General features: G+C 63.8%; 23 protein-coding genes. 10 read left to right on the forward strand and 13 right to left on the reverse strand.

Features of this window, described 5'->3' with window-relative positions; all coding sequences use genetic code 11:
• Positions 1–10 precede the first annotated feature (10 nt).
• The 5 genes from AB7M33_RS02155 to AB7M33_RS02175 form a co-directional block, all read right to left on the reverse strand.
• On the reverse strand, positions 11–1,843 hold the full coding sequence (locus tag AB7M33_RS02155) for an ABC transporter ATP-binding protein (protein ID WP_454242362.1): 1,833 nt from the start codon (positions 1,841–1,843) through the stop codon (positions 11–13).
• Positions 1,836–2,468 (reverse strand): DsbA family protein, encoded by a 633-nt coding sequence (locus tag AB7M33_RS02160; protein WP_099428551.1) that lies wholly within the window; start codon positions 2,466–2,468, stop codon positions 1,836–1,838. Before AB7M33_RS02160 ends, AB7M33_RS02155 begins: the two co-directional genes overlap by 8 nt.
• 3 nt (positions 2,469–2,471) lie before the next feature.
• Complete coding sequence (gene trhO / locus AB7M33_RS02165; RefSeq protein WP_454242363.1) at positions 2,472–3,404, reverse strand: oxygen-dependent tRNA uridine(34) hydroxylase TrhO; 933 nt, start codon at positions 3,402–3,404, stop codon at positions 2,472–2,474.
• Positions 3,405–3,608: 204 nt separating this feature from the next.
• Positions 3,609–3,905 carry a BolA family protein gene (locus tag AB7M33_RS02170; RefSeq protein ID WP_454242364.1) on the reverse strand — a complete coding sequence of 99 codons (297 nt, stop codon included), beginning with the start codon at positions 3,903–3,905 and terminating at the stop codon, positions 3,609–3,611.
• A gap of 10 nt (positions 3,906–3,915) precedes the next feature.
• Complete coding sequence (locus tag AB7M33_RS02175; protein ID WP_027595937.1) at positions 3,916–4,440, reverse strand: DUF2059 domain-containing protein; 525 nt, start codon at positions 4,438–4,440, stop codon at positions 3,916–3,918.
• Between the two features lie 154 nt (positions 4,441–4,594).
• Between AB7M33_RS02175 and AB7M33_RS02180 the strand changes: the two genes are divergently transcribed.
• Positions 4,595–5,989 carry a class II fumarate hydratase gene (locus AB7M33_RS02180; protein ID WP_027595936.1) on the forward strand — a complete coding sequence of 465 codons (1,395 nt, stop codon included), beginning with the start codon at positions 4,595–4,597 and terminating at the stop codon, positions 5,987–5,989.
• A 154-nt stretch (positions 5,990–6,143) separates the two neighbouring features.
• Here AB7M33_RS02180 and AB7M33_RS02185 read toward each other — a convergent pair whose 3' ends face one another.
• Both AB7M33_RS02185 and pap read right to left on the reverse strand, forming a co-directional pair.
• The gene (locus AB7M33_RS02185) at positions 6,144–7,109 is read right to left on the reverse strand and encodes a DMT family transporter (RefSeq protein ID WP_099428549.1); all 966 of its coding nucleotides are present in this window, start codon (positions 7,107–7,109) and stop codon (positions 6,144–6,146) included.
• Positions 7,110–7,373: 264 nt separating this feature from the next.
• Complete coding sequence (gene pap, locus AB7M33_RS02190; protein WP_027595934.1) at positions 7,374–8,867, reverse strand: polyphosphate:AMP phosphotransferase; 1,494 nt, start codon at positions 8,865–8,867, stop codon at positions 7,374–7,376.
• 120 nt (positions 8,868–8,987) lie between these two features.
• Between pap and mnmC the strand changes: the two genes are divergently transcribed.
• The 5 genes from mnmC to AB7M33_RS02215 all read left to right on the forward strand — a co-directional run bounded on the left by mnmC (position 8,988) and on the right by AB7M33_RS02215 (position 16,527).
• Positions 8,988–10,955, forward strand: coding sequence for a bifunctional tRNA (5-methylaminomethyl-2-thiouridine)(34)-methyltransferase MnmD/FAD-dependent 5-carboxymethylaminomethyl-2-thiouridine(34) oxidoreductase MnmC (gene mnmC / locus AB7M33_RS02195; RefSeq protein ID WP_454242365.1), 1,968 nt, complete (start codon positions 8,988–8,990; stop codon positions 10,953–10,955).
• A gap of 367 nt (positions 10,956–11,322) precedes the next feature.
• Positions 11,323–13,110: an N-acetylglutaminylglutamine amidotransferase gene (locus AB7M33_RS02200; RefSeq protein ID WP_099453212.1), complete on the forward strand. Its 1,788-nt coding sequence runs from the start codon at positions 11,323–11,325 to the stop codon at positions 13,108–13,110.
• Between the two features lie 3 nt (positions 13,111–13,113).
• A complete protein-coding gene (gene ngg / locus AB7M33_RS02205) occupies positions 13,114–14,859 on the forward strand; it encodes an N-acetylglutaminylglutamine synthetase (protein WP_265970303.1) in 1,746 nt (581 codons plus the stop codon).
• A 100-nt stretch (positions 14,860–14,959) separates the two neighbouring features.
• Positions 14,960–16,144 (forward strand): osmoprotectant NAGGN system M42 family peptidase, encoded by a 1,185-nt coding sequence (locus AB7M33_RS02210; protein WP_027595930.1) that lies wholly within the window; start codon positions 14,960–14,962, stop codon positions 16,142–16,144.
• A 155-nt stretch (positions 16,145–16,299) separates the two neighbouring features.
• On the forward strand, positions 16,300–16,527 hold the full coding sequence (locus tag AB7M33_RS02215) for a YheU family protein (RefSeq protein WP_027595929.1): 228 nt from the start codon (positions 16,300–16,302) through the stop codon (positions 16,525–16,527).
• Positions 16,528–16,532: 5 nt separating this feature from the next.
• Here AB7M33_RS02215 and csrA read toward each other — a convergent pair whose 3' ends face one another.
• Positions 16,533–16,721 carry a carbon storage regulator CsrA gene (gene csrA, locus AB7M33_RS02220; protein ID WP_027595928.1) on the reverse strand — a complete coding sequence of 63 codons (189 nt, stop codon included), beginning with the start codon at positions 16,719–16,721 and terminating at the stop codon, positions 16,533–16,535.
• A 120-nt stretch (positions 16,722–16,841) separates the two neighbouring features.
• Positions 16,842–17,651 carry an SDR family oxidoreductase gene (locus tag AB7M33_RS02225; protein WP_265970339.1) on the reverse strand — a complete coding sequence of 270 codons (810 nt, stop codon included), beginning with the start codon at positions 17,649–17,651 and terminating at the stop codon, positions 16,842–16,844.
• A 206-nt stretch (positions 17,652–17,857) separates the two neighbouring features.
• Here AB7M33_RS02225 and AB7M33_RS02230 point away from each other — a divergent pair, with 206 nt between their 5' ends.
• The gene (locus AB7M33_RS02230) at positions 17,858–18,010 is read left to right on the forward strand and encodes a DUF3309 family protein (RefSeq protein WP_003252624.1); all 153 of its coding nucleotides are present in this window, start codon (positions 17,858–17,860) and stop codon (positions 18,008–18,010) included.
• 67 nt (positions 18,011–18,077) lie between these two features.
• Here AB7M33_RS02230 and AB7M33_RS02235 read toward each other — a convergent pair whose 3' ends face one another.
• The 3 genes from AB7M33_RS02235 to AB7M33_RS02245 form a co-directional block, all read right to left on the reverse strand.
• A complete protein-coding gene (locus AB7M33_RS02235) occupies positions 18,078–19,742 on the reverse strand; it encodes a cation acetate symporter (RefSeq protein ID WP_027595926.1) in 1,665 nt (554 codons plus the stop codon).
• Entirely contained in the window at positions 19,739–20,050 is a 312-nt protein-coding gene (locus tag AB7M33_RS02240; protein WP_027595925.1) for a DUF485 domain-containing protein, read from the reverse strand. The genes AB7M33_RS02235 and AB7M33_RS02240 overlap by 4 nt, the downstream gene beginning before the upstream one ends.
• A 241-nt stretch (positions 20,051–20,291) precedes the next feature.
• The gene (locus AB7M33_RS02245) at positions 20,292–21,152 is read right to left on the reverse strand and encodes a glycine betaine ABC transporter substrate-binding protein (RefSeq protein ID WP_099428543.1); all 861 of its coding nucleotides are present in this window, start codon (positions 21,150–21,152) and stop codon (positions 20,292–20,294) included.
• Positions 21,153–21,348: 196 nt separating this feature from the next.
• Between AB7M33_RS02245 and AB7M33_RS02250 the strand changes: the two genes are divergently transcribed.
• A complete protein-coding gene (locus AB7M33_RS02250) occupies positions 21,349–22,914 on the forward strand; it encodes a glycoside hydrolase family 17 protein (protein WP_454242366.1) in 1,566 nt (521 codons plus the stop codon).
• 103 nt (positions 22,915–23,017) lie between these two features.
• On the opposite strand, the gene AB7M33_RS02255 is transcribed toward AB7M33_RS02250, so the two are convergent.
• Positions 23,018–23,386: a hypothetical protein gene (locus AB7M33_RS02255; RefSeq protein ID WP_027595922.1), complete on the reverse strand. Its 369-nt coding sequence runs from the start codon at positions 23,384–23,386 to the stop codon at positions 23,018–23,020.
• Positions 23,387–23,577: 191 nt separating this feature from the next.
• Between AB7M33_RS02255 and AB7M33_RS02260 the strand changes: the two genes are divergently transcribed.
• Together AB7M33_RS02260 and AB7M33_RS02265 are read left to right on the forward strand one after the other, a co-directional pair.
• Entirely contained in the window at positions 23,578–24,876 is a 1,299-nt protein-coding gene (locus tag AB7M33_RS02260; RefSeq protein WP_027595921.1) for a serine/threonine protein kinase, read from the forward strand.
• A 73-nt stretch (positions 24,877–24,949) separates the two neighbouring features.
• Positions 24,950–25,693 (forward strand): MlaA family lipoprotein, encoded by a 744-nt coding sequence (locus AB7M33_RS02265; RefSeq protein ID WP_374707410.1) that lies wholly within the window; start codon positions 24,950–24,952, stop codon positions 25,691–25,693.
• The last annotated feature ends 57 nt before the right edge of the window (positions 25,694–25,750 follow it).

Here is a 25,750-nt window from a genome sequence, read left to right on the forward strand (position 1 = left end):
AACTAGAGGCTCAGGTCTGCTGCAGATGCCCGTACAGCTTGGCGTACAAACCACCCTCGGCAATCAGCTGCTGATGGTCGCCATCTTCGGCCACATGCCCGCCATCGAACACCAACACCCGGTCCGCTTGTTTCACGGCCGACAGGCGGTGGGCGATGATCAGCGTGGTACGGCCACTGAGGAAGCGTGCCAGGGCCTGGTGCAGGTTGTACTCGGTGGCGGCATCCAGCGCCGACGTGGCTTCATCGAGAATCACCACCTTGGGTTCGGCCAAGACCATCCGGGCAATTGCCAGCCGTTGCCGCTGCCCCCCGGACAGGCGCACGCCGGATCGCCCCACCACGCTGTCCAGGCCTTGCGGCAAGGCGGCGATGGTGGCGTCCAGCTGGGCAATGCGCAGCGCCTGCCAGCAGGCTTCGTCGCTGCACTCGCGGCCCATGGTCAGGTTGGCGCGCACGCTGTCGTTGAACAACGAAGGGTGCTGCAGCACCACCGCGACGTTTTCACGAAGGGTTTCCAGGCCGATTTCCTGCAGGCTGGCACCGCCAAAGCGGATGGTCCCCGCCTGGGCGCTGTACAGGCCAAGCAGCAGCTGCACCAAGGTGCTCTTGCCGCCACCGCTGGCCCCCACGATAGCCACCTTCTCGCCCGGGGCGATGGACAGGTCGAGGTGCTCAAGCACCGGCTCGTCGGCATAGGCGAAGCGCAGGTCGCGCACCTCGATGCCCACTGTTTCGCGGCCCACGAACGGGTCACTGGCCGCGGGGTACTGCGGCTCGTCGGCACGCGCCAGCAGCTCGTTGAGCCGGCTCAGGGCGCCACCGGCAGCGTAGTAGGCGTACTGCAGGTTGAGCAGTTGCTCCACCGGGCCGATCATGAACCACAGGTAGCTGAACACCGCCAGCATCTGGCCGATCGACAGGTCGGAAAACAGCACAGTGAGCATCGCCGCGGCGCGGAAGATGTCGATGCCGAACTGGAACAACAAACCACTGGCGCGGCCGCTGGCATCGCTCTTCCATTGCGAGTCCACGGCGTAGTCACGCACTTCCCGGGCGCGCACGCCCAGGCGCCCCAGGAAATAGCCCTGGCGGTTGCCGGCGCGGATCTCCTGGATGGCGTCGAGGGTTTCCGACAGCGCCTGGGTAAAGCGCGCGGTGCTGTCGTTTTCGAGCTTTTTCAGGTGTTTGACGCGCTTGCCCAACTGCACGGTGAAGTAGATCACCAGCGGGTTGAACAGCAAAATCAGCAACGCCAGTTGCCAGTGCATCCAGATCAGGATGGCCGCCGTGCCGGTCAGGGTCAGCATGGCGACCAGGAAACGGCTGAGGGTCTCGCCGACGAATTTGTCGAGGGTGTCCAGGTCGGTGACCAGGTGAGTGGTCACCGTGCCGCTGCCCAGGCTTTCGTATTCCTTGAGGGAAATCCGCTTGAGCCGTTCGATCAGCCGAATACGCAGGCGGTAGACGATGTCCTTGGCCAGCCCGGCAAACAGCTTGGCCTGCACCACGTTGAAGGCCAGGGCAGCCAGGCGCAGGCACAACGTCAGCGCCAGCATCAGGCCGATATAGCCGGCCGCGACCTGCCAGTTGGTCGGCAGCAGCTGGTTCATCCACTTCAGCGCGGCGTCGCCGTGGCCCAGCAGCACTTCATCCACCAGCAGCGGCAGCAGCAAGGGGATCGGCACGCTGCAGCACGCCGCGAGCACGGCAATCAGGTTGGCGGACCAGAGGTTTTTCTTGTGGTGCAGGGCCAGGCGGCGGATTTCCGCCCAGCTCAGTCGATCGGCCGCACTGTGGGGTTTCCCTGGCACAGGGTCGGGCGACCCGGGCACATCAAGCACAGGCAGCCTGCTGCAGCCAGCGGCCGAGCAAGGGTTGCAGACGCTCCAGCGGCTGGTAGCCGTTGGTCAGCAGCGCCAGTTGGCCGTTGCGCTCGGCCAGCAGGGTGGGGAAACCGGCGATGCCCAAGTCTTGCGCCCACGCAATATCGGCTGCGGTGGCCACGCGCGTGTCGGCGCGGGCAAAGGCCTCGGCAAACACCGCACGGTCGAAGCCTGCCTGTTCGGCCAGCTCAACCAGGTGCGGCGCGGTAGTAACGTCGACACCGGCCTCGTAGAACGCGCGCTGGATCAACGCCAGCAGTGGCCAGACGCGCTCGGCGTCCAGCTCACGGGCGGTGACCAGGGCGCGGCAGGCAGGTTCGGTGTCGTAGACGAAACCGTCAGGCATGGCGCCCTCGAAACGAAACGGCTGGCCGGTGGCGTCGGCCACCGCCTGCCAATGCTCGAGGATGTACTTGCGGGTCGACGCATCCAAGGCGCTGCCGCCGGTGCGCAGGCCGCCTGGCACCAGGTGGGTCGGCACGCCGGCTTCACGCGCCTGGGCGATCAGGGCCGCGGCCACCGGCGCAAAACCCCAGCACCAGGAACACATAGGGTCCATCACATACAGCAGGCGTGCAGACATGCATCAGGCCTCGGCTTTGTAGTTGTAACCGATCGGGTGCGGCAGGTTGCGGGCCTTGGCCAGCTCGATCTGCTTCTGCCGGTCGATGGCGCTGCGGCGAGTTTTTTCGCTCAGGCTGTCCCAGCAGTGCGGGCAGCTGACACCTGGCGAATAGTGCTCGGACGCACGCTCCTCTGCGTTGATCGGGTGGCGGCAGGCATGGCACTGGTCGTACTCGCCTTCGCTCAGGTCATGGCGCACCGTGACGCGGTTGTCGAAGACGAAGCAGTCGCCATCCCACAGGCTTTCTTCCTGAGGCACTTCTTCGAAGTACTTCAGGACGCCACCTTTAAGATGATAGACCGCCTCGAAGCCTTCACCGAGCATGTAGCTGGAGGCTTTTTCGCAACGGATACCGCCGGTGCAGAACATCGCCACTTTCTTGTGCTTGCTCGGGTCGAAGTTGGCCTTGATGTACTCGGGGAACTCGCGGAAGGTCTCCGTCTTAGGGTCGACGGCGCCCTTGAACGTGCCGATGGCCACTTCGTAGTCGTTGCGGGTATCGATCAGCAGCACTTCAGGGTCGCTGATCAGGGCGTTCCAGTCCTTGGGCTCGACGTAGGTGCCCACCTGCTGGTTGGGGTCCACGCCCGGCACACCGAGGGTGACGATCTCTTTCTTCAGCTTGACCTTGGTGCGGTAGAACGGCTGTTCGTCGCAGTAGGATTCCTTGTGGTCGACATCCACCAGGCGCGGGTCGGTGCGCAGCCAGGCCAGCAGGCCGTCGATGCCTTCGCGGGTGGCCGACACGGTGCCGTTGATGCCTTCGTTGGCCAGCAGCAGGGTGCCTTTCACGTCATTGTCGAGCATGGCTTTGAGCAGCGGCTCGCGCAGCTCGATGTAGTCTTGCAGGGTGACGAATTTGTACAGCGCCGCGACGACGATCGGTTGTGACATGAACGTGAATCTCCAGGTGGTTGCCCTCGTAAGGGGCGGACCGGGTTGTTAAAAAAGCAGGGGGGCGCTTTGCGCCCCTTTCGCGACACAAGGCCGCTCCTACAGCGGGAACGCATAACCCCTGTAGGAGCGGCCTTGTGTCGCGAAAGGGCCGCAAAGCGGCCCCCCGGATGTTGCAGATTCTACCAGAACAGCAAAAAGGATTCAGTGCCCGCCGCCCGCACACACCGGCGAGGCCGGTGCGACCCCGACCTTGGCCCACTCTTCAGCGGTGTAGGTGTGGATCGCGAGGGCGTGGATCTGGCCCATCAGCTCGCCCATGGTGGCGTAGACCTTCTGGTGACGCTTGACGCTGTTCAGCCCGGCAAACTGCTCGCTGACGATCACTGCCTTGTAGTGGGTCTCCTGACCACGACTGTGCATGTGACTTTCATTGAGCACTTCCAGGTGTTGCGGCGCCAGCGCGGTCAATTGTTGCTCGATGCGGTGCTGCATGCTCATCACGCGTTACTCACTTCTTGGCGGGGGCGGCGGCCTTGCCAGCGTTCGGGTCGAGCTCTTTGGTCATGTCTTCGAGCAGCTTGTTGACCACCGGTACCGCAGGCTCCAGGCTCTGCTGGGTCAGCTGGGCCGACTGCTGGGTAACCTTAGGCATTTCGCGCAGGACTTTCTTGCCCAGCGGCGACTCGTAGAACTTGACCAGGTCCTTGAGCTCGGCCTCGGTGAAGGTGGCGGTGTACAGGTCGACCATTTTCGGCTTCAGCTTGTTCCAGCCGATGGCGCTGTCCAAGGCGGCGTTGGCCTTGGCCTGGTAGCTTTGCAGCACTGGCTGCTTGGACGCAGGCGCCTTGGTTTGGGCGAAGCGCTGGGCGAACATTTGTTGGACCTGCATATAGACCGGGGTGCCCAGCTTGTCGGCGTTGGCCAGGGTCAGGAATTTCTCGGCGGCAGCGTTGTGACTGGCGGTGGCAGCGAGTACCTGGCCGCTGGCACAGGCCAGGGCGACGGCGGCACAAAGGACACGGAGACGGGTCATTGCATTTCCTTCAAGAGAGGGAGGCGGGTACCTCAGAGTAGAGCATTCTGCGCTGTGGTGGCGATGTGCTCAAGTGGGCACGACGAGCGATGGAACCGCTCTGTCGAATCAGGGCCTAAACTGCGATTTCGAACCACAAAGGAGTGAGCGCAGAATGAGCCGTATCGAGACAGACAGCCTGGGCCCGGTCGAAGTTCCTGAGGGTGCCTACTGGGGTGCGCAGACCCAGCGGTCGCTGATCAACTTCGCCATTGGCAAGGAACGCATGCCGCTCGCGGTGCTGCACGCCCTGGCGCTGATCAAGAAAGCCGCGGCACGGGTCAACAACCGCAACGGCGACCTGCCGGCCGATATTGCCCGGCTGATCGAGCAGGCCGCCGACGAAGTGCTCGACGGCCAGCATGACGATCAGTTCCCGCTGGTGGTCTGGCAAACCGGCAGCGGCACCCAGAGCAACATGAACGTCAACGAAGTCATCGCCGGGCGCGCCAACGAACTGGCCGGCAAGGGCCGTGGCGGCAAGACGCCCGTGCACCCCAACGACCACGTCAATCGCTCGCAGAGCTCCAACGACTGCTTCCCCACCGCCATGCACATTGCCGCGGCCCAGGCTGTGCATGAAAAACTGCTGCCGGCGATCGCCGAGTTGTCCTCGGGGCTGGCCGAACTGTCGGCGCGCCACCTCAAACTGGTCAAGACCGGCCGCACGCACATGATGGACGCCACGCCGATCACCTTCGGCCAGGAGGTCTCGGCCTTCGTCGCCCAGCTCGATTACGCCCAGCGCGCCATTCGCGCCACCCTGCCCCCAGTCTGCGAGCTGGCCCAGGGCGGCACGGCCGTCGGTACCGGCCTGAACGCGCCACACGGCTTTGCCGAAGCCATCGCGGCCGAGCTGGCGGCCCTTTCCGGCTTGCCATTCGTCACCGCGCCCAACAAGTTCGCCGCCCTTGCCGGCCATGAACCGCTGACCAGCCTGGCGGGGGCGCTGAAGACCCTGGCCGTGGCCTTGATGAAAATCGCCAACGACCTGCGCCTGCTTGGCTCCGGCCCCCGCACAGGGCTGGCGGAAGTGCGCCTGCCGGCCAACGAGCCGGGCAGCTCGATCATGCCCGGCAAGGTCAACCCGACCCAATGCGAGGCACTGTCCATGCTGGCCTGCCAGGTGCTGGGCAACGACGCGGCGATCGGTTTTGCCGCCAGCCAAGGCCACTTGCAGTTGAACGTGTTCAAACCGGTGATCATCCACAACCTGCTGCAGTCGGTCGAACTGCTGGCTGATGGCTGCCGCAACTTCCAGCAGCACTGCGTGGCCGGGATCGAGCCGGATGCCGAGCAGATGGCGGCGCACTTGGAGCAGGGGTTGATGCTGGTGACGGCTTTGAACCCGCATATTGGCTATGACAAGGCGGCGGAGATTGCCAAGAAGGCGTATGCCGAAGGCACGACCCTGCGCGAGGCGGCGTTGGCGTTGAAGTACCTGACCAATGAACAGTTCGATCAGTGGGTCAGGCCGGAGAACATGCTGGCGCCGGGCGGTAAAGGCTGACCCGATCCCCCTTCCCCTGTAGGAGCAGCCTTGTGCTGCGAAGAGGCCGGTGCAAACACAGTGATTTTCGCTATTTTCACTGGCCTCTTCGCAGCACAAGGCTGCTCCTACACCAGCACAAGGCTGCTCCTACAAGGACGGTGGTTAGCGCATGCTATTGATGGACCTGCGCCAACCGTGCCTTTCTGGCGCGCCAACCGGCAACCAACGAAGGCCCCAGCGCCACCAGCGCCGACCCCAGCACCACCGTCACCGCCCCCAGATACCCCAGGGCATTGATGTCCTCGGCATGCACATAGTCGGGCCACACCCAGGCCGCCAGCGCCACCGCCACAAAGGTCACCAACGGCGTCAACGCCAGCGTCGCGCTCACCCTTGAGGCCTCCCAGTGCGCCAGTGCCTCGGCAAAGGCGCCATACGCCACCAGGGTATTCAGGCAGCAGGCCAACAGCAGCCAGCCTTGCAGCGGCGTCAGTTGCAACGCTTCCAGTGGATGCACCCAAGGCGTGAGCAGCGCGGCGCAGCTCAGGTAGATCACCATCATCACCTGCTGCGAATGCCATGCCGTCAGCAACTGCTTCTGGCTCAAGGCGTAGAACACCCAGATGCTGGTCGCCAGCAAAATGGTCAGCACGCCAGTGGTGTAGGTGCCGAGTGAGGTCAGCAGCTCTTCCAGGCGCTGGTTGAAGAACAGCCCGAAACCGCCGATCAACACCACCAGGCCCAGCCCCTGCCCCAGGCTGAAGCGCTCCTTGAACACGAACACACTGGCCACCAGCAACAGCACCGGGCCTACCTGCACCACCAGTTGCGCGGTACCAGGGCTAAGCAGCTTGAGGCCGATCAGGTAGAGCACGTAGTTGCCCATCAGGCCAAGCACGGCCACGGCGACCAACCCCTTGCCCTTGGGCCCGAGCTTGCCGAACGAGGGCAACTGACGCTTGGCCCCCAGCCAGGCGAACAACAGCCCGCCAGACACCAACAGGCGGTACCAGGTGACGGTGATCGGGTCCATCACCTGCAGCACCTGCTTGAGCTTGATCGGCAGGATGCCCCACAGCAGCGCGGTCAGAAGTGCCAACAACAGGCCATAGACCCAGCGTCCGGAAGTGGTGTGCATAAAGCCCTCGATCAAGCCCGTGGTGGGGGTGCTTGGATTCTACGGACTTGGCGGCTGGCGCGGGGCTAAGTGCCGGGAAAAGAATTCATCAGGTCATTCCACCGCGGCATGGCTGGACGGGCCGAAAGGGCCGCTGCGCGCCCCATCGCCGGCAAGCCGGCTCCCACAGATACACCGCCTGCTGAGATTCACGCCCCACCTGTGGGAGCCGGCTTGCCGGCGATGGGCTGCACAGCAGCCCCAATGACCAACGGGCACAGGTGGCTATTTCTTGTCCTTGGCAAACGCCGCTTCCAGCGCCTCGTTGATGGTGCGCAACACCTTCACCCGGGCCCAGCGCTTGTCATTGGCCTCGACCAGTGTCCAGGGCGCGATCTCGCTGCTGGTGCGGTCGACCATGTCGCCCACGGCCTCGGTATACAGGTCCCACTTTTCGCGGTTGCGCCAGTCGTCCTCGGTGATTTTGTAGCGTTTGAAGGGGATCTGCTCACGCTCTTCGAAACGCTCCAGCTGGGTCTGCTGGTCGATCGCCAACCAGAACTTGACCACCACCACACCGGCATTCACCAACTGCTCTTCAAAATCGTTGATCTCGCTGTAGGCACGCATCCAGTCGGCCGGGCTGCAGAACCCCTCGACCCGCTCCACCAGCACCCGCCCATACCAGGAGCGGTCGAAGATAGTGAACTTGCCCCGCGCCGGAATATGCCGCCAGAAACGCCACAGGTACGGTTGCGCGCGTTCGTCTTCGCTGGGCGCGGCAATCGGCACGATGCGGTACTGGCGTGGGTCCAGCGCCGCCGCCACGCGGCGGATCGCGCCGCCCTTGCCGGCCGCGTCATTGCCTTCGAACACCGCCACCAGGGCATGCCGGCGCATGTGCTTGTGGCGCAGCAGGCCGGCCAGGCGTGCCTGCTCGGTAACCAGTTGTTCCTGGTAATCCTGCTTGTCCAGGCGCAGGGTCATGTCCAGGGCACCGATCAAGCTGCGCTGGTCAATGCTGCGACCCAACGGCGCCACGTTGCCCTGGTGCTTGCCCTTGGGGTTGTTGGCGAGGGCGGCTTGCAGGCCGTCCAGCAGAATGCGCCCCACCGCCAGGCTGCGGTAGTAAGGGTCGACCCCCTCGACCACGTGCCAGGGCGCGTAGTCACGGCTGGTGCGGCGCAGCACCCGCTCGCCAAAGCGCACGAAACGGTCGTAGGTCTCGGACTGCTGCCAGTCCAGCGGGCTGATGCGCCAACTGTGCAGCGGGTCGTCCTTGAGCGCCTTGAGGCGGGCTTTCATCTGTTTCTTGGACAGGTGGAACCAGAACTTGATGATCAGCGCGCCTTCGTCGCACAGCATCTGCTCCAGGCGTTCGGCACCGGTGATGGCCTGGTCGAGCACGGCGTCCTTGAACACCCCATGCACACGGCCCTGCAGCATCTGGCTGTACCAGTTGCCAAAAAACACGCCCATCCGCCCTTTCGGCGGCAAGGCCCGCCAATAGCGCCAGGCCGGTGGCCGGGCGAGTTCTTCGTCGGTCTGCTGGTCGAAGGTGAGCACATCGATCATGCGCGGGTCCATCCACTCATTGAGCAGCTTGACCGTCTCGCCCTTGCCGGCGCCTTCGATGCCATTGATCAGCACGATCACCGGGAAGCGCGCCTGCTGCTTGAGCTCGTACTGGGCTTCGAGCAGCGCCTCGCGCAGGGCGGGCACTTCGGCGTCGTAGGTCTCCTTGTCGATGCTGTGACCGATTTCAGCGGATTCGAACATGCAGTGGCTCCTTCATTGGATAACCAAGACTAGCGGATTTGTGCTGGGGCTGTGTTCGTGCAACCAGCGTAAAAACCGCAGATGGCATAAAATCCCGCATCCGCTGCAACCGAGCCCACCATGTCCACCCTCCTCCAACATGCCCAGATCGACTGGGACGACCAGGGCCGCCCCCATTCGCGGCAGTACGACGACGTGTACTTCGCCGTCAACGAAGGCATCGAAGAAACAAAACACGTCTTCCTCGGCCAGACGCGCCTGGCCGAGCGTTTCGCCGACCTAACGCCACACACCTGCCTGGTGATCGGCGAAACCGGTTTCGGCACCGGCATGAATTTTTTCTGCGCCTGGCAGTTATTCGACCAGCACGCCCACGCCGACGCCCGCCTGCATTTCGTCAGTGTCGAAAAATACCCGCTCGGCCACGACGACATGGCCCGGGCAGTGCGCCTGTGGCCAGAGCTGGCGGCCTATACCGAGCCACTGCTTGAGCAGTACGTGGCTGTGCACCCAGGGTTTCAGCAGTTCACCTTCGCCAACGGCCGGGTGACCCTGACCCTGCTGATTGGCGATGTGCTCGAGCAGTTGCCGCAGCTTGATGCACGCATCGACGTGTGGTTCCTCGACGGCTTCGCCCCGGCCAAGAACCCCGACATGTGGACCCCAGAGCTGTTCGCGCAACTGGCGCAGCTGTCACACCCAGGCACCGTACTGGGCACGTTCACCACCACCGGCTGGGTGCGGCGCAGCCTGGTCGAGGCAGGCTTCGCCATGAAGAAGGTGCCGGGCATTGGCAAAAAGTGGGAGGTGATGAGCGGTGCCTACACCGGGCCGACCGCCCTGCGTAAACAGCTGCCCTGGTATGGCCGCCCGCGCCGTGCTGCGGGGCCACGCGAGGCGCTGGTGATCGGTGCCGGGCTGGCGGGCAGTGCCAGTGCCGCGAGCCTGGCCAGGCGTGGCTGGCAGGTCACGGTACTGGAGCGCCATGCGGCGCCTGCTCAGGAAGCCTCCGGCAACCCACAAGGGGTGCTTTACCTCAAGCTGTCTGCCCATGGTACGGCCCTTTCACAGATGATCCTGGCCGGCTTCGGCTACACCCGGCGCCAGCTAGCGCACTTGCAGCGCGGCCGCGACTGGGATGCTTGCGGGGTGCTGCAGTTGGCGTTCGACAGCAAGGAGGCCGAACGCCAGGGCAAACTGGCCGAGGCGTTCGACCACGACCTGCTGCACGCACTTGACCGTGACCAGGCCGAAGCCATCGCCGGGGTGGCATTGCCTGCAGGTGGCCTGTTCTATCCGGAAGGCGGCTGGGTACACCCGCCGGCCTTGTGCCAAGCGCAGTTGCAACACCCCAGGATCCAGGTTCGGGTGCACCATGAGGTGATCGAACTGCGCAAGGTCGATCACCTGTGGCAGGCCTGGGACGGCGAACGCTTGCTGGCCTGCGCGCCGCTGGTGGTGTTGGCCGGTGCTGCAGATGTGCGGCATTTCGCACCCTGCGCACAGCTGCCGCTCAAGCGCATCCGCGGGCAGATCACCCGCCTGCCGGCCACCGACAGCAGCCGCGCCCTGCGTACGGTGGTGTGTGCGGACGGCTATGTGGCGCCGCCGCGCGAGGGCGAACACACCCTGGGCGCCAGCTTCGACTTCCACAGTGACGACCTGGCGCCGACGGTTGCCGAGCACAAGGGCAACCTGGCGCTGCTGGACGATATTTCTGTGGACCTGGCCCAGCGCCTGGACACCGCTGCGCTCGACCCTGAGCAGTTGCAGGGCCGGGCGGCGTTTCGCTGCACCAGCCCGGATTACCTGCCAATCGTCGGGCCCATGGCTGACCCGCAGGCGTTTGCCGAAGCCTTCGCCGTGCTGGGCAAGGACGCGCGGCAGGTGCCAGAGGTGGAGTGCCCTTGGCTCGATGGGCTGTATGTGAACAGCGGGCATGGGTCACGGGGGTTGATCACGGCCCCGCTGTCGGGCGAATTGATTGCGGCCTGGGTGTGCGGGGAGCCGCTGCCGGTGCCACGGGCGGTGGCTGAGGCGTGCCATCCGAACCGGTTTGCCTTGCGCAGGTTGGTTCGGGGTAAGTGATAGGCCTGGGATGCATGGCTGGGGATAGGTTGCGCCTTTGAGATCGAGCGCCGCTTGCGCGACGCTTCGCAGCACAAGGCTGCTCCTACCTCTTTTTCGGGCCAGTCACGCCTGTGAAGGCGGCGCGCGACCGCCTTGTTTGTCCGGCTCGATATCGCGCCATACACCTGTAGGAGCAGCCTTGTGCTGCGAAGCGCCGCGCGTGCGGCGCTCGATCTCACCGGCGCAACAAATGCCAAACCAAACACCCAGCACCCTCCCCCATATAACAGATCGTTCTAAAACTCCTGCAAACCTCACCGGTCAGTTCCTTACGGCGCCCTGATTCTGGGCACCGCCTCCCCAACGGAAAAACCGGTAAGGACTTATGTGCGGATTAGCAGGAGAGTTACGTTTCACCCCCCTCGACCAAGCCCCTCGCCCGGCCGACCTGGCCGCGGTGGAGCGCATCACCCACCATCTGGCGCCTCGCGGCCCGGACGCTTGGGGCTTCCATAGCCAGGGCCCGATCGCCCTCGGCCACCGCCGGCTGAAAATCATGGACTTGTCCGACGGTTCGGCTCAGCCGATGGTCGACAACACCCTCGGCCTGTCGCTGGCCTTCAACGGCGCCATCTACAACTTCCCCGAACTGCGCCAGGAGCTGCAAGACCTGGGCTACACGTTCTGGTCGGATGGCGACACCGAAGTGCTGCTCAAGGGCTACCACGCCTGGGGCGCGGCCTTGCTGCCCAAGCTCAATGGCATGTTCGCCCTGGCCATCTGGGAGCGCGACAACCAGCGCCTGTTCCTGGCCCGCGACCGCCTTGGCGTCAAACCGCTGTACCTGTCGCGCAACGGCGAGCGCCTGCGCTTTGCCTCGACCCTGCCTGCCCTGCTCAAGGGCGGCGACATCGACCCGATGATCGACCCGGTAGCGCTCAACCACTACCTGAACTTCCACGCCGTGGTACCCGCGCCGCGCACGCTGCTGGCCAATGTGCAAAAGCTTGAGCCGGGTACCTGGATGCGCGTCGACCGCCACGGCGAAATCGAACGCCAAACCTGGTGGCAGCTGCAGTACGGCGCCCACCCCGACGAGCGTGAACTGGACCTCGAAGGCTGGACCACCCGCGTGCTCGACGCCACCCGTGATGCCGTGGCGATCCGCCAGCGTGCTGCGGTGGACGTTGGCGTGCTGTTGTCTGGCGGGGTCGATTCCAGCTTGCTGGTCGGCCTGCTGCGTGAAGCCGGTGTGGACGACCTGTCGACCTTCTCCATCGGCTTCGAAGATGCCGGCGGCGAACGCGGCAACGAGTTCGAGTACTCCGACCTGATCGCCCGCCACTACGGCACCCGCCACCACCAGTTGCGCATCGCCGAACATGAAATCATCGACCAGCTGCCGGCCGCCTTCCGCGCCATGAGCGAACCGATGGTCAGCCATGACTGCATTGCCTTCTACCTGCTGTCGCGGGAAGTGGCCAAGCACTGCAAAGGCGTGCAAAGCGGCCAAGGTGCCGACGAACTGTTCGCTGGCTACCACTGGTACCCACAGGTGGATGGCGCCGAGGATGCCTTTGGCGCCTACCGCGACGCGTTCTTCGACCGCAGCCACGCCGAGTACCGTGACACCGTGCAAGCCCCTTGGCTGCTGGAAAGCGATGCCGCCGGCGACTTTGTCCGCGAACACTTCGCCCGCCCTGGCGCCAGCGACCCGGTCGACAAGGCCTTGCGCCTGGACAGCACGGTGATGCTGGTCGACGACCCGGTCAAGCGGGTCGACAACATGACCATGGCCTGGGGCCTGGAAGCGCGTACGCCGTTCCTCGATTACCGCCTGGTGGAACTGTCGGCACGCATCCCAGCACGCTTCAAGCTGCCCGATGGCGGCAAACAGGTGCTCAAGCAGGCCGCCCGACGGGTCATCCCGCATGAGGTGATCGACCGCAAGAAGGGCTACTTCCCGGTCCCAGGCCTGAAGCACCTGGAAGGCGCGACGCTGGGCTGGGTGCGCGAACTGCTGACCGACCCCAGCCAAGACCGAGGGCTGTTCAACCCGGCCATGCTCGACCGCTTGCTGAGCAACCCGCACGGCCAGTTGACGCCGCTGCGAGGCTCCAAGCTGTGGCAGCTGGCGGCGCTCAACCTGTGGCTGAGCGAACAAGGAATCTGACCGATGAAAGCCCACGAAATCGCCTACGGCCAGCGCCTGCTGCGCGGCCAGGCACCGTCCTACGAGCGTTTGCAGGCGCGCCTGGCTGGCGATGGCAGCGAGCCCCACGACCAGCCACGTGCCGTGCACTGCGGTTGGGGCCGGCTGCTGATCGGCCATACCTACCCAGACCCTGTCTCACTCGCCGAGCAACTGCTGGACGAGCGCCCCGGCGAGCGCGACATTGCCCTGTACGTGGCGGCGCCGCAGCAGGTACTGGCGCAGGCGCCACAGCAGTTGTTTCTCGACCCCTCCGACACCCTGCGCCTGTGGTTCACCGACTACCGCCCGGCGCAGCGGGTGTTTCGCGGTTTTCGCGTGCGGCGGGCGCAAAACCTGGGGGACTGGCAGGCGATCAATACCCTTTACCAAGCGCGCGGCATGTTGCCGGTCGACCCTGACCGGCTCACGCCACGTCACCTCGGCGGCCCGGTTTACTGGCTGGCCGAGGATGAAGACAGCGGCGCGGTGATCGGTAGCGTCATGGGCCTTAACCATGCCAAGGCGTTTGATGACCCCGAGCACGGCAGCAGCCTGTGGTGCCTGGCCGTAGACCCGCACTGCACCCGCCCTGGCGTGGGTGAAGTGCTGGTGCGCCACCTGATCGAGCACTTCATGAGCCGCGGCCTGGCCTACCTGGACCTGTCGGTGCTGCATGACAACCGCCAGGCCAAGCGCCTGTACGAGAAACTCGGGTTTCGCAACCTGCCGACCTTCGCCGTCAAGCGCAAGAACGGCATCAACGAACGCCTGTTCCTCGGCCCCGGCCCAGAAGCAGGGCTTAACCCTTATGCACGGATCATTGTCGACGAGGCGCTGCGCCGCGGTATCGAAGTGCAGGTCGAAGACGCCGCAGGCGGGCTGTTCACCTTGAGCCTGGGCGGGCGTCGCATTCGCTGCCGTGAGTCGCTAAGCGACCTGACCAGCGCTGTGACCATGACCCTGTGCCAAGACAAGTGCCTGACCCAGCGAGCACTGAGCAACGCCGGGCTGCGTGTACCGGCGCAGCAACTGGCGGGCAACGCCGACGACAACCTGGCGTTTCTCGACGAGCATGGCGCGGTGGTGGTCAAGCCGGTGGATGGCGAACAAGGCCAAGGGGTGGCGGTGAACCTCACCACCCTCGAAGAGCTCACCCACGCAGTGGCCCACGCCAAGCAGTTCGACAGCCGTGTGCTGCTGGAGAGCTTCCATGCCGGCCTTGACCTGCGCATCGTGGTGATCGGCTTTGAAGTGGTGGCAGCTGCCATACGCCACCCGGCCCAGGTAGTGGGTGATGGCAAGCACGACATCCGCGCGCTGATTGAAGCCCAGAGCCGCAGGCGCCAGGCCGCGACCGGCGGTGAAAGCCGCATCCCGCTTGACGATGAAACCGAGCGCACCCTGCGCGCGGCGGGGCTGGGGTATGACGACGTGCTACCTGCCGGCCAACGCCTGGCGGTGCGGCGTACTGCCAACCTGCACACCGGTGGCACCCTTGAGGACGTGACCGAGCGCCTGCACCCCGTGCTGGCCGATGCGGCGGTGCGCGCGGCACGGGCGCTGGAAATTCCGGTGGTGGGGTTGGACTTCATGGTGCGTGATGCCGAGCAGGCGGAGTACGTGATCATCGAGGCCAACGAACGTGCCGGCCTGGCCAATCATGAACCGCAGCCGACGGCTGAGCGGTTCATCGACTTGTTGTTCCCGCATAGCCGGGGATTGGCGTAAATCAATGATGGCCCTTTCGCGGGGCAAGCCCGCTCCCACAGGTTTCAGGTTTACGTGTGGGAGCGGGCTTGCCCCGCGAAGAGGCCAGTAAGGAGTACCCATGTCCGAACACCACCCCGAACCCGATCTCGACTACCTCAAACGCGTCCTGCTGGAGATGCTCGCCATCCCCAGCCCCACCGGCTTCACCGACACCATCGTGCGCTACGTGGCCGAACGCCTGGATGAGTTGGGCATCCCCTTCGAGCTCACCCGCCGTGGCACCATCCGCGCCACCCTCAAAGGCCGGCAAAGCTCACCCGACCGCGCTGTTTCCGCGCACTTGGACACCATCGGCGCCAGCGTGCGTCAGTTGCAGGACAACGGCCGCCTGGCGCTGGCGCCGGTGGGCTGCTGGTCGAGCCGCTTTGCCGAGGGCAGCCGGGTCAGTGTGTTCACCGACACCGGCGTGTTCCGCGGCAGCGTGTTGCCGCTGATGGCCAGCGGGCATGCGTTCAACACCGCCATCGACCAGATGCCTATCAGTTGGGACCACGTCGAAGTGCGCCTGGATGCCTACTGCGCGACCCGCGCCGATTGCGAAGCCCTGGGGGTCTCGATCGGCGATTTCGTCGCCTTCGACCCGTTGCCAGAGTTCACTGAAAGCGGCCACATCAGCGGCCGCCACCTGGACGACAAAGCGGGCGTAGCTGCATTGCTGGCGGCGCTCAAGGCGGTGGTGGAAAGTGGCCGACAGCCGCTGATCGACTGCCACCCGCTGTTCACCATCACCGAAGAAACCGGCTCCGGCGCGGCAGGTGCCCTGCCCTGGGACGTCAGCGAATTCGTCGGCATCGACATTGCCCCGGTAGCGCCAGGCCAGGCCTCCAGCGAGCATGCGGTGAGTGTGGCCATGCAGGACTCTTCGGGGCCTTACGATTACCACCTGTCGCGTCACCTGCTGAAGCTGGCCGGCGACCACGATTTGCCGGTCAGGCGCGACCTGTTCCGTTACTACTTCAGCGATGCCCACTCGGCGGTGACGGCGGGGCATGACATCCGGACCGCGCTGGTGGCGTTTGGCTGCGATGCCACGCACGGTTACGAGCGCACGCATATCGACAGCCTGGCGGCGCTGAGCCGGTTGCTGTCAGCGTATTTGTTGAGCCCACCGGTGTTTGCCAGTGATTCGCAGCCGGCCAATGCCTCGCTCGAGCGCTTCAGCCATCAGTTGGAGCACGATGCACAGATGGAGAGCGATACGCGGGTGCCTGCGGTGGATAGCTTGGTTGGGAATAAGGGCTGATAGTTTGGGGCTGCTGCGCAGCCCATCGCGACGCAAGGCCGCTCCTACACGGTACCTGTGGGAGCAGCCTTGCGTCGCGATGGCCCGCACAGCGGCCCCAAATGCACGAACGTTTCGCGTAGCATGCCCACACTCAACCCCCAGAATCGCCCGCCATGCTAATCCCCTACGACCAACTGCAAGCCGACACCCTGACCCTGCTGATCGAGGATTTCGTCACCCGCGACGGCACCGACAACGGCGACGACACCCCCCTCGAAACCCGCGTGTTGCGGGTGCGCCAGGCATTGGCCAAGGGCCAGGCGTTCATCCTGTTCGACCCGGAAAGCCAGCAATGCCAGCTCCTGGCCAAACATGATGTGCCACGCGAGCTGCTCGACTGACGCCCTCACGCGCCACGCCCCTTGCGCACCTCCCCCTCCTTGATGCGCTTGTACACCTCGGCGCGGTGCACCGGCACCTCGCGGGGCGCACTCACCCCAAAACGCACCATCCCGTCCCGCGTCTCGACCACCATGATGCGGATGTCATCGCCAATGGTGATGACTTCGCCTACTTCGCGCCCTATTACCAGCATGATCCGATCCTCCAGCGTAAGGGAAAACCGGAGCGTGCCTCGGGTACTTAAGGCTACTCAATAGTTCCAGGGCAATTCAGAAGCAACCTACATCCATGGGTAATTTCCCCTACAGACAGATCATCGCGCAGGCGCCTTGGCACGCATTTTCACCGCCATGTCGGCCATCTCGTCATACAGCCGCTCAGGTGCCTCGCGCTTGAGCTGCCACGCCTGGCGCCCGGCCTCGTGGGGCAAGATCAGAAACTCGCCGGCAGCCACTTGCCGGTGGATGTACTCGGCGATATCGACCGCGCTGATCGGCGAGCCCTCCAGCAGCTTGCCGACCTGGGCCTTCATGGCCGGGTTCGGGCCACGGAACGAATCCAGCAGGTTGGTCTGGAAGAACGACGGGCACACCACGTGCACCGCCACCTGCACTTGGCGCAATTCCACCAGCAGGCTTTCCGACAGGGCCAGCACACCGGCCTTGGCGACGTTGTAGTTGCTCATGCCCGGGCCCTGCATCAGCGCGGCCATCGAGGCGATGTTGATGATCCGCCCTTGGCTGCGCTCCAGCAGCGGGAGGAAGGCCTTGCAGCCCTTGACCACGCCCATGAGGTTGACCGCGATTTGCCAGTCCCAGTCCTCAAGCGACAACTCGGCGAAGAAGCCGCCCGAGGCGACGCCGGCGTTGTTGACGATCACATCGATGCCGCCAAAGCGCTCTTCGCAGGCCTGGGCCAGCGCCGTGAGCTGGCTGTAGTCGCGCACATCACAGCGCTGGATAAACCCGTCGCCACCGGCTTCCCGGGCCAGTTCCAGCGTTTCGCGCAGGCCGGCCTCGTTGACATCGGCCAACGCCAGGCGCCAGCCCTCGCGTGCCCAGCGCAGGGCGATCTCGCGGCCGAGGCCGGACCCGGCGCCGGTGATCATGATGCGGTTTTGCATGGTGGCAGGCCTTGTGCTGATGGGTTGTCAGGCGAGTCTAATCAAGGCATTGCCGAGAGGGAGGGTCCATCAGGGTAGTGAATGAAAGGGCATGACCAAGCGGTCAGTACCGAACAAATGGAATCTTTAGCCAAGCGCACCGGTCCGATTTAACAAGAGGCCAGCAGTCCGAGGCCCTTGACCCCTAACCACGCAAGGACTCCGCCATGACCACGATCCTCATCATCATCCTGATCCTGCTGCTGATTGGTGGCTTACCCGTCTTCCCACACTCGCGCAGCTGGGGCTATGGCCCTTCCGGCATTATCGGCGTGGTGTTGGTGATTCTGCTGGTGCTGTTGCTGCTAGGCATGATCTAGCCGGCCAAGCATGAAAAAACCGCGATACGGGCATCACCCGTATCGCGGTTTTTTTAGGCCTCAGCGGTCAGTGCGAAACCGCACCGGAAGCGCCCAGGCCGGTTTGCGAACGTACAAACTGCGGGAAGAACAGTGCACGTTCGTTCTCAGCCGCCTTGGACTTGTCGGTGACCGAGAAGAACCAGATACCGACGAAGGCAATCAGCATCGAGAACAGCGCCGGGTACTCGTACGGGTAGATCGCCTTCTCGTGGCCGAGGATCTGTACCCAGATGGTTGGGCCAAGGATCATCAGGCCCACTGCACTCACCAGGCCCAGCCAGCCGCCGATCATGGCGCCGCGGGTGGTCAGTTTCTTCCAGTACATCGAAAGCAGCAGTACCGGGAAGTTGCAGCTGGCAGCAATCGAGAACGCCAGGCCCACCATGAAGGCGATGTTCTGCTTCTCGAACAGGATGCCCAGGCCGATCGCCAGCACGCCGAGGGCGATGGTGGTGATCTTCGACACGCGGATCTCGTCCTTGTCGTTGGCCTTGCCCTTGCGCCATACGCTGGCGTACAGGTCGTGGGACACCGCCGAGGCACCGGCCAGGGTCAGGCCAGCAACCACCGCCAGGATGGTGGCGAAGGCCACCGCCGAGATGAAGCCCAGGAACACGCTGCCACCCACGGCATTGGCCAGGTGCACCGCGGCCATGTTGTTACCGCCCAGCAAGGCGCCTGCGGCGTCCTTGAAGTCCGGGTTGGTGCTGACCAGCAGGATCGCGCCAAAGCCGATGATGAAGGTGAGGATGTAGAAGTAGCCGATGAAGCCGGTGGCGTAGAGCACGCTCTTGCGCGCTTCCTTGGCGTCACTGACGGTGAAGAAGCGCATCAGGATGTGCGGCAGGCCAGCGGTACCGAACATCAGCGCCAGGCCCAGGGAGAACGCCGAGATCGGGTCCTTGACCAGGCCGCCAGGGCTCATGATCGCCTCGCCTTTGGCGTGCACCTTGATGGCTTCGGAGAACAGGGTGTTGAAGTCGAAGTTGACGTGTTTCATCACCATCAGTGCCATGAAGCTGGCACCGGACAGCAGCAGCACGGCCTTGATGATCTGTACCCAGGTGGTGGCCAACATGCCGCCGAACAGTACGTACAGGCACATCAGGATACCGACCAGAATCACCGCCACGTGGTAGTCGAGGCCAAACAGCAGCTCGATCAACTTACCGGCGCCGACCATCTGCGCGATCAGGTAGAACGCCACCACCACCAGCGAACCGGAGGCCGACAGGGTACGGATTTCTTTCTGCCCGAGGCGGTACGAGGCCACGTCGGCGAAGGTGTACTTGCCCAGGTTGCGCAGGCGTTCGGCGATCAGGAAGAGGATGATCGGCCAGCCGACCAAAAAGCCGATGGAGTAGATCAGGCCGTCGTACCCCGAGGTGAACACCAGGGCGGAAATCCCCAGGAACGAGGCCGCCGACATGTAGTCACCGGCAATTGCCAGGCCGTTCTGGAAGCCCGTGATCTTGCCGCCGGCTGCGTAGTAGTCTGCGGCCGATTTGTTGCGTTTGGAGGCCCAGTAGGTGATCCCGAGGGTGAAGGCGACGAAGGCCACGAACATGGCGATCGCCGACACGTTCAGCGGCTGTTTCTGCACCTCGCCGGTCAGGGCATCGGCGGCCCACACGGCGGGTGCGAAAACGCCGCAGGCCAGAACGGCCAGGGCTTTGGCGTGGCGAATCATTGTTGCGCCTCCTTCAGGATGGCCTTGTTCAGCTCATCGAACTCACCGTTGGCACGGCGCACGTAGATGGCGGTCAGGACAAATGCCGAAACGATCAGGCCGACGCCCAGGGGGATGCCCCAGGTAATCGACGACTCTGGGCTGAGCTTGGCGCCCAGTACATGAGGACCGTAGGCGATCAGGAGGATGAAGGCGCAGTAGAGACCGAGCATGATCGCCGAGAGAATCCAGGCGAACCGTTCGCGTTTTGTAACCAGCTCCTTGAAGCGCGGGCTGTTTTGTATCGAGAGGTAAATGCTGTCGTTCATTGTTTTTGTCCTAGCAGCACAGATAGGGGATGAAACCCACACCCTCACTTTATGCTGCCGTTGGACGCCAACCAGACGACCTTAGTCTTAGATGCAACAGTGTTTTACCGATTAAGTAACAAAACGCCTGTAGGAGCAGCCTTGTGCTGCGAAGAGGCCGGTACAGATTGCCCCGTTTTTCTGGGGCTGTACCGGCCTCTTCGCAGCACAAGGCTGCTCCTACAGGTGAGCGTGTTGCCGGTTACTTACCGGTCCACTCTTTGACCCGGTCCGGGTGTTTGGCCACCCAGTCCTTGGCCGCCGCTTCAGGCTTGGCGCCTTCCTGGATCGCCAGCATCACTTCGCCGATCTCGTCCTTGGACTGCCAGCTGAACTTCTTGAGGAACTCCGCCACTTCCGGCGCCTTGGTCGCCAGTTCCTTGCTGCCAATGCTGTTGACTGTTTCGGCAGCGCCATACACGCCTTTCGGGTCTTCGAGGAACTTGAGCTTCCACTTGGCGAACATCCAGTGCGGCACCCAACCGGTCACGGCAATCGACTGCTGCTTGGCATAGGCACGGCCCAGTTCGGCGGTCATCGCAGCGCCGGAACTGGCCTGCAGTTTGTAACCTGTCAGGTCGTAGTCTTTGATGGCCTGGTCAGTCTTGAGCATTACCCCGGAACCGGCGTCGATACCGACGATCTTCTGCTTGAAGCTGCTGTCGGTCTTGAGGTCGGCGATGCTCACCGCCTTCACGTATTCAGGGACGATCAGGCCGATCTTGGCATCCTTGAAGTTGGCACCGTAGTCGACCACGTTGTCTTTGTTCTTGGTCCAGTACTCACCGTGGGTCACGGGTAACCAGGCCGACAACATCGCATCGAGCTTGCCGGTCGCCACGCCCTGCCACATGATGCCCGTGGCCACGGCCTGCAACTTCACGTCGTAGCCGAGCTTCTGCTTGATCACTTCGGCGGCCACGTTGGTGGTCGCCACGCTGTCGGCCCAACCATCCACGTAACCAATGCTTACTTCTTTGGCCATTGCCTGTGCAGCGCTCATGGCCATTACCAGGGCGGTGCCCACACCCAGGAAACGTCGCATCTTGTTCAAAGTTGCCATCAAAGCATCCCCTCGTCAGGTCTCGGAGATTGCATCATCTTCCTGCAACAACTTGTGACCTGCTCCCTGTACGACATGTAACCAACCATAGGCGACAGCACTGTGCCATTAGCGCCATGGGCTCACGCCAGTCTGCGCGATCCTTGCATGCCAAAGGATTGGCGCCGGGCTACTATCTACCCTTTTGCGCCTGACGATGGACCGCCCGATGCCCAGCCCCACCCGCCTGCACCTGCCGTTGTACCTGCTAGCCTGCCTGCTTGCCCTGATCGGGCTGGCAACGCTCTGGTACGGGCTCGGCAAGCCGGTGCACCTGCCCGATGCGGCCAGCCCCACGCACAAACTGCAGTGCGCCTCGTACACCCCGTTCGACAAGGACCAGTCGCCGTTCGACCAGCCGTTTCGCCTGCGCCCGGCGCGCATGGATGCCGACCTGGCCTTGCTGGCCGAGCGTTTTCAGTGCATCCGTACCTATTCGATGACCGGCCTTGAGGCGATACCGCAGCTTGCGCGCAAACATGGCTTGAAGGTGATGCTCGGTGCCTGGGTCAACGCCAACCCGGTGGACACCGAGAAGGAAGTGGACCTGCTGATCGCCGCCGCCAACGCCAACCCCGATGTCGTCAGCGCGGTGATCGTCGGCAACGAGGCGCTGCTGCGCAAGGAAGTCACCGGCACGCGCCTTGCCGAACTGATCGCCAAGGTCAAGCGCCAGGTCAAGGTGCCGGTGACCTACGCCGACGTCTGGGAATTCTGGCTGCAACACCCCCAGGTGGCCCCGGAGGTGGACTTTTTGACCATCCACTTGCTGCCTTACTGGGAGGATGACCCGCGCGGCATCGACGATGCCTTGGCCCATGTCGCCGATGTGCGCCGTGAGTTCGGTACGCGCTTTGCGCCCAAGGACATTCTGATTGGCGAGACCGGCTGGCCCAGCGAAGGCCGCCAACGGGAAACCGCCGTGCCCAGCCGGGCCAACGAGGCGCGCTTTATCCGTGGCTTTGTGGCGATGGCCGAAAGCAATGGCTGGCGGTACAACCTGATCGAGGCCTTCGACCAGCCGTGGAAGCGCGCCAGCGAAGGCGCCGTGGGCGGCTACTGGGGGCTTTACGATGCCGACCGGCAGGACAAAGGCGTGCTCGAAGGGCCCGTCAGCAACCTGCACTACTGGCCGCAGTGGCTGCTGGCCAGCGCGGTGTTGATGCTGGTCATGCTGTGGGTGGCCGGGCAGCCCGCTACCCCCATGGCGGCCCTGCTGTTGCCGTTGCTGGCCGCGTTTGGCGCGGGTTGCCTGGGGCTGTGGGGCGAGCTGATGCGCAGCCACGCACGCTTTGCTGGGGAGTGGCTGTGGGCCGGGCTGCTGGCGGCGCTCAACCTGCTGGTGCTGGCCCACGCCGCCCTGGCCTTGGCCCGCCGCGAGGGCTGGCGTGAGCGTGTTTTTGCCTGGCTTGAGGCCCGTGCTGGCTGGCTGTTGCTTGCAGCGGGCTTTGCGGCGGCGGTGAGCATGCTGGCGCTGGTATTCGACCCGCGTTACCGCAGTTTCCCTACAGCTGCACTGGCGTTGCCGGCAGTGGTTTACCTGGTGCGGCCGGTGCTGGCGCGGCGGGCCGAGGTGGCATTGCTGGCGTTTATCGTGGGGGCGGGGGTGGCGCCGCAGTTGTTTCTGGAAGGGCTGGAGAATCAGCAGGCCTGGGGCTGGGCGGTGGTGAGCGTTTTGATGGCCTTGGCGTTGTGGCGGAGCCTAAGATTGCGTGCAGGCTGACAGGGGCTGCTTTGCAGCCCATCGCAGGCAAGCCAGCTCCTACAGGTCTGCGCTGTACCTGTAGGAGCTGGCTTGCCTGCGATGGGCCGCACAGCGGACCCTATCAGCCGCGACGCGGTTGCCGCACCAGCCGCAACCCGGCCAGCACCACGGCAAAGACCGCAATACTGGCCGTATACAGCACCAACGCCGGTATCGCGAACACCAACGCCAAACCTGCCAGCCACCACCCAACCCGACCCGCAACCACCTGCGCCACCAGCGCCAGGCCAAGCCCACTCCAGGCGATGACCTGAAAATGAATACCCAGCCCCAGCAGCGAGCGCACCTGGCACTGCCAGAACGCCTCGGGCGCCGCACACAGCCCCACCCACTGCGCGTCTTCCATCAACCCATAACGCACGCCATAGCTGGCGGCCAGCCACGCAGGCAGAAATAACAGCAAGGCAATGACCGGCAGCGAACGAGACATCCAGTTCTCCAATAGCGGAAATCGAAATCGTGCATGATCGCCCAAGGCCGGTTGTAAGGCAAAATCACCTTCCTGCAGCTATGTTGCAGATAACAAGCACACCAAAGACCACCGCACTTGGCAACTTTGCCCATACTGCCGTGGTCCTAGCCTGCACACCGCAACACCTTGTATTTCTTTTTGGGGGTTACATGCATCGATCTTTGCGCCTCGCTGCCCTGCTCGGCGGCCTGCTCATGGCTGTGGCCGCTTCGGCGCGGGATATCGACGCCGCGAGCTATGGCTACCCCTTGACCAACCCGTTCGAGGCGACCATCGCCACCACGCCGCCGGAGCAACGCCCGACCTTGCCCAGCGATGAGGACATCGACCAGGACGACTACAGCCTCAACCTGCGACCCGAGCGTGAGTTCACCCTGCCCGACAACTTCTGGTCGGTAAAAAAGCTCAAGTACCGCCTGGCCCGTCAGGACCACAAGGCGCCGCTGATTTTCCTGATCGCTGGCACCGGTGCCCCTTATTCCAGCAGCATCAACGAATACCTGAAAAAGCTGTACTACCAAGCCGGCTACCACGTGGTGCAACTGTCCTCGCCCACCAGCTACGACTTCATGAGTGCGGCGTCGCGCTTCGCCACCCCGGGTATCAGCCAGGATGACGCTGAAGACATGTACCGGGTGATGCAGGCCGTGCGCGCCCAGCACCCGCGTTTGCCGATCAGCGAGTTCTACCTCACCGGCTACAGCCTCGGCGCGCTGGACGCGGCGTTCGTCAGCCACCTGGACGAGACCCGGCGCAGCTTCAACTTCAAGCGTGTGCTGCTGCTCAACCCGCCGGTCAACCTGTACACCTCGATCAACAACCTCGACAAACTGGTGCAAACCCAGGTCAAAGGCATCGACCGCAGCACCACGTTCTACGAGCTGATGCTCACCAAGCTGACCCGTTACTTCCAGGACAAGGGCTATATCGACCTCAACGAAGCCCTGCTGTACGACTTCCAGCAGTCGCGCCAGCACTTGTCCAACGAGCAGATGGCCATGCTGATCGGCACCTCGTTCCGCTTCTCGGCAGCCGATATCGCCTTTACCTCCGACCTGATCAACCGCCGCGGCCTGATCATTCCGCCGAAGTTCCCGATCACCGAGGGCAGCAGCCTCACGCCGTTCTTCAAGCGTGCCCTGCAGTGCGACTTCGACTGCTACATGACCGAGCAGGTGATCCCGATGTGGCGCGCCCGCACCGATGGCAACAGCATCCTGCAGTTGGTTAACCAGGTCAGCCTGTATGCGCTGGAAGACTACCTGCGCGACAGCCCGAAAATTGCCGTGATGCACAACGCCGACGACGTCATCCTCGGCCCAGGCGATATCGGCTTCTTGCGCAAGGTGTTCGGCGACCGCCTGACCCTTTACCCCCATGGCGGCCATTGCGGCAACCTCAACTACCGCGTCAACAGCGACGCCATGCTGGAGTTCTTCCGTGGTTAACAAACTCCTCTTCGCCACTGCCCTGCTCGTCGCTGGCAACGCCCTGGCCGCGGAGGTCGCACCGCGCGCCAGCGTGGTCGAGGCCGACCCGCAGGTTACCGCCGCGCCACTGCCACCGGAGGCCGATGGTTTCATCGACCCGTTGCGCGCATTGAAATTCAACCCAGGCCTGGACCAGCGCGAGTTCGAACGCTCCACCCTGGAGGCGCTGAACGTCTACGACCCACTGGAATCAATCAACCGGCGCATCTACCACTTCAACTACCGCCTCGACCAATGGGTGCTGCTGCCGGTGGTGAGCGGCTATCAGTATGTAACACCGCGTTTCGTGCGCACCGGGGTGAGCAACTTCTTCAACAACCTCGGCGATGTGCCGAACCTGTTCAACAGTGTGTTGCAACTGAAAGCCAAGCGCTCGGCGGAAATCACCGCACGGTTGATGTTCAACACGCTGATCGGGGTCGGTGGGCTGTGGGACCCAGCGACCAAGATGGGCCTGCCGCGCCAGAGTGAAGACTTTGGCCAGACCCTGGGCTTTTATGGTGTGCCGGACGGGCCGTACCTGATGCTGCCGGTGCTGGGCCCCTCGAACCTGCGCGATACCACCGGGCTGGTGGTGGACTATGCGGGCGAACAGGCGGTCAACTTCCTCAATGTGCCGGAAACCAGTACCGATCACCCGGAAATCTTTGCCCTGCAGGTGGTGGACAAGCGCTATACCACCAAATTCCGCTATGGCCAGCTCAACTCGCCGTTCGAGTATGAGAAGGTCCGGTATGTGTATACCCAGGCGCGCAAGCTGCAGATTGCTGAGTAAATAGCTACTGGCCTCTTCGCGGGCAAGCCCGCTCCTACAGGTACCCCACTGCGCTCA

This window comes from Pseudomonas sp. Y3 TE3536, from assembly GCF_053629175.1.

Bases quoted from the DNA above. Each gene is read 5' to 3' on its own strand.
- AB7M33_RS02160 (WP_099428551.1), bottom strand. From the start codon at position 2,468: ATGTCTGCACGCCTGCTGTATGTGATGGACCCTATGTGTTCCTGGTGC.
- trhO (WP_454242363.1), bottom strand. From the start codon at position 3,404: ATGTCACAACCGATCGTCGTCGCGGCGCTGTACAAATTCGTCACCCTG.
- AB7M33_RS02170 (WP_454242364.1), bottom strand. From the start codon at position 3,905: ATGAGCATGCAGCACCGCATCGAGCAACAATTGACCGCGCTGGCGCCG.
- AB7M33_RS02175 (WP_027595937.1), bottom strand. From the start codon at position 4,440: ATGACCCGTCTCCGTGTCCTTTGTGCCGCCGTCGCCCTGGCCTGTGCC.
- AB7M33_RS02180 (WP_027595936.1), top strand. From the start codon at position 4,595: ATGAGCCGTATCGAGACAGACAGCCTGGGCCCGGTCGAAGTTCCTGAG.
- AB7M33_RS02185 (WP_099428549.1), bottom strand. From the start codon at position 7,109: ATGCACACCACTTCCGGACGCTGGGTCTATGGCCTGTTGTTGGCACTT.
- pap (WP_027595934.1), bottom strand. From the start codon at position 8,867: ATGTTCGAATCCGCTGAAATCGGTCACAGCATCGACAAGGAGACCTAC.
- mnmC (WP_454242365.1), top strand. From the start codon at position 8,988: ATGTCCACCCTCCTCCAACATGCCCAGATCGACTGGGACGACCAGGGC.
- AB7M33_RS02200 (WP_099453212.1), top strand. From the start codon at position 11,323: ATGTGCGGATTAGCAGGAGAGTTACGTTTCACCCCCCTCGACCAAGCC.
- ngg (WP_265970303.1), top strand. From the start codon at position 13,114: ATGAAAGCCCACGAAATCGCCTACGGCCAGCGCCTGCTGCGCGGCCAG.
- AB7M33_RS02210 (WP_027595930.1), top strand. From the start codon at position 14,960: ATGTCCGAACACCACCCCGAACCCGATCTCGACTACCTCAAACGCGTC.
- AB7M33_RS02215 (WP_027595929.1), top strand. From the start codon at position 16,300: ATGCTAATCCCCTACGACCAACTGCAAGCCGACACCCTGACCCTGCTG.
- csrA (WP_027595928.1), bottom strand. From the start codon at position 16,721: ATGCTGGTAATAGGGCGCGAAGTAGGCGAAGTCATCACCATTGGCGAT.
- AB7M33_RS02225 (WP_265970339.1), bottom strand. From the start codon at position 17,651: ATGCAAAACCGCATCATGATCACCGGCGCCGGGTCCGGCCTCGGCCGC.
- AB7M33_RS02230 (WP_003252624.1), top strand. From the start codon at position 17,858: ATGACCACGATCCTCATCATCATCCTGATCCTGCTGCTGATTGGTGGC.
- AB7M33_RS02235 (WP_027595926.1), bottom strand. From the start codon at position 19,742: ATGATTCGCCACGCCAAAGCCCTGGCCGTTCTGGCCTGCGGCGTTTTC.
- AB7M33_RS02240 (WP_027595925.1), bottom strand. From the start codon at position 20,050: ATGAACGACAGCATTTACCTCTCGATACAAAACAGCCCGCGCTTCAAG.
- AB7M33_RS02245 (WP_099428543.1), bottom strand. From the start codon at position 21,152: ATGGCAACTTTGAACAAGATGCGACGTTTCCTGGGTGTGGGCACCGCC.
- AB7M33_RS02250 (WP_454242366.1), top strand. From the start codon at position 21,349: ATGGACCGCCCGATGCCCAGCCCCACCCGCCTGCACCTGCCGTTGTAC.
- AB7M33_RS02255 (WP_027595922.1), bottom strand. From the start codon at position 23,386: ATGTCTCGTTCGCTGCCGGTCATTGCCTTGCTGTTATTTCTGCCTGCG.
- AB7M33_RS02260 (WP_027595921.1), top strand. From the start codon at position 23,578: ATGCATCGATCTTTGCGCCTCGCTGCCCTGCTCGGCGGCCTGCTCATG.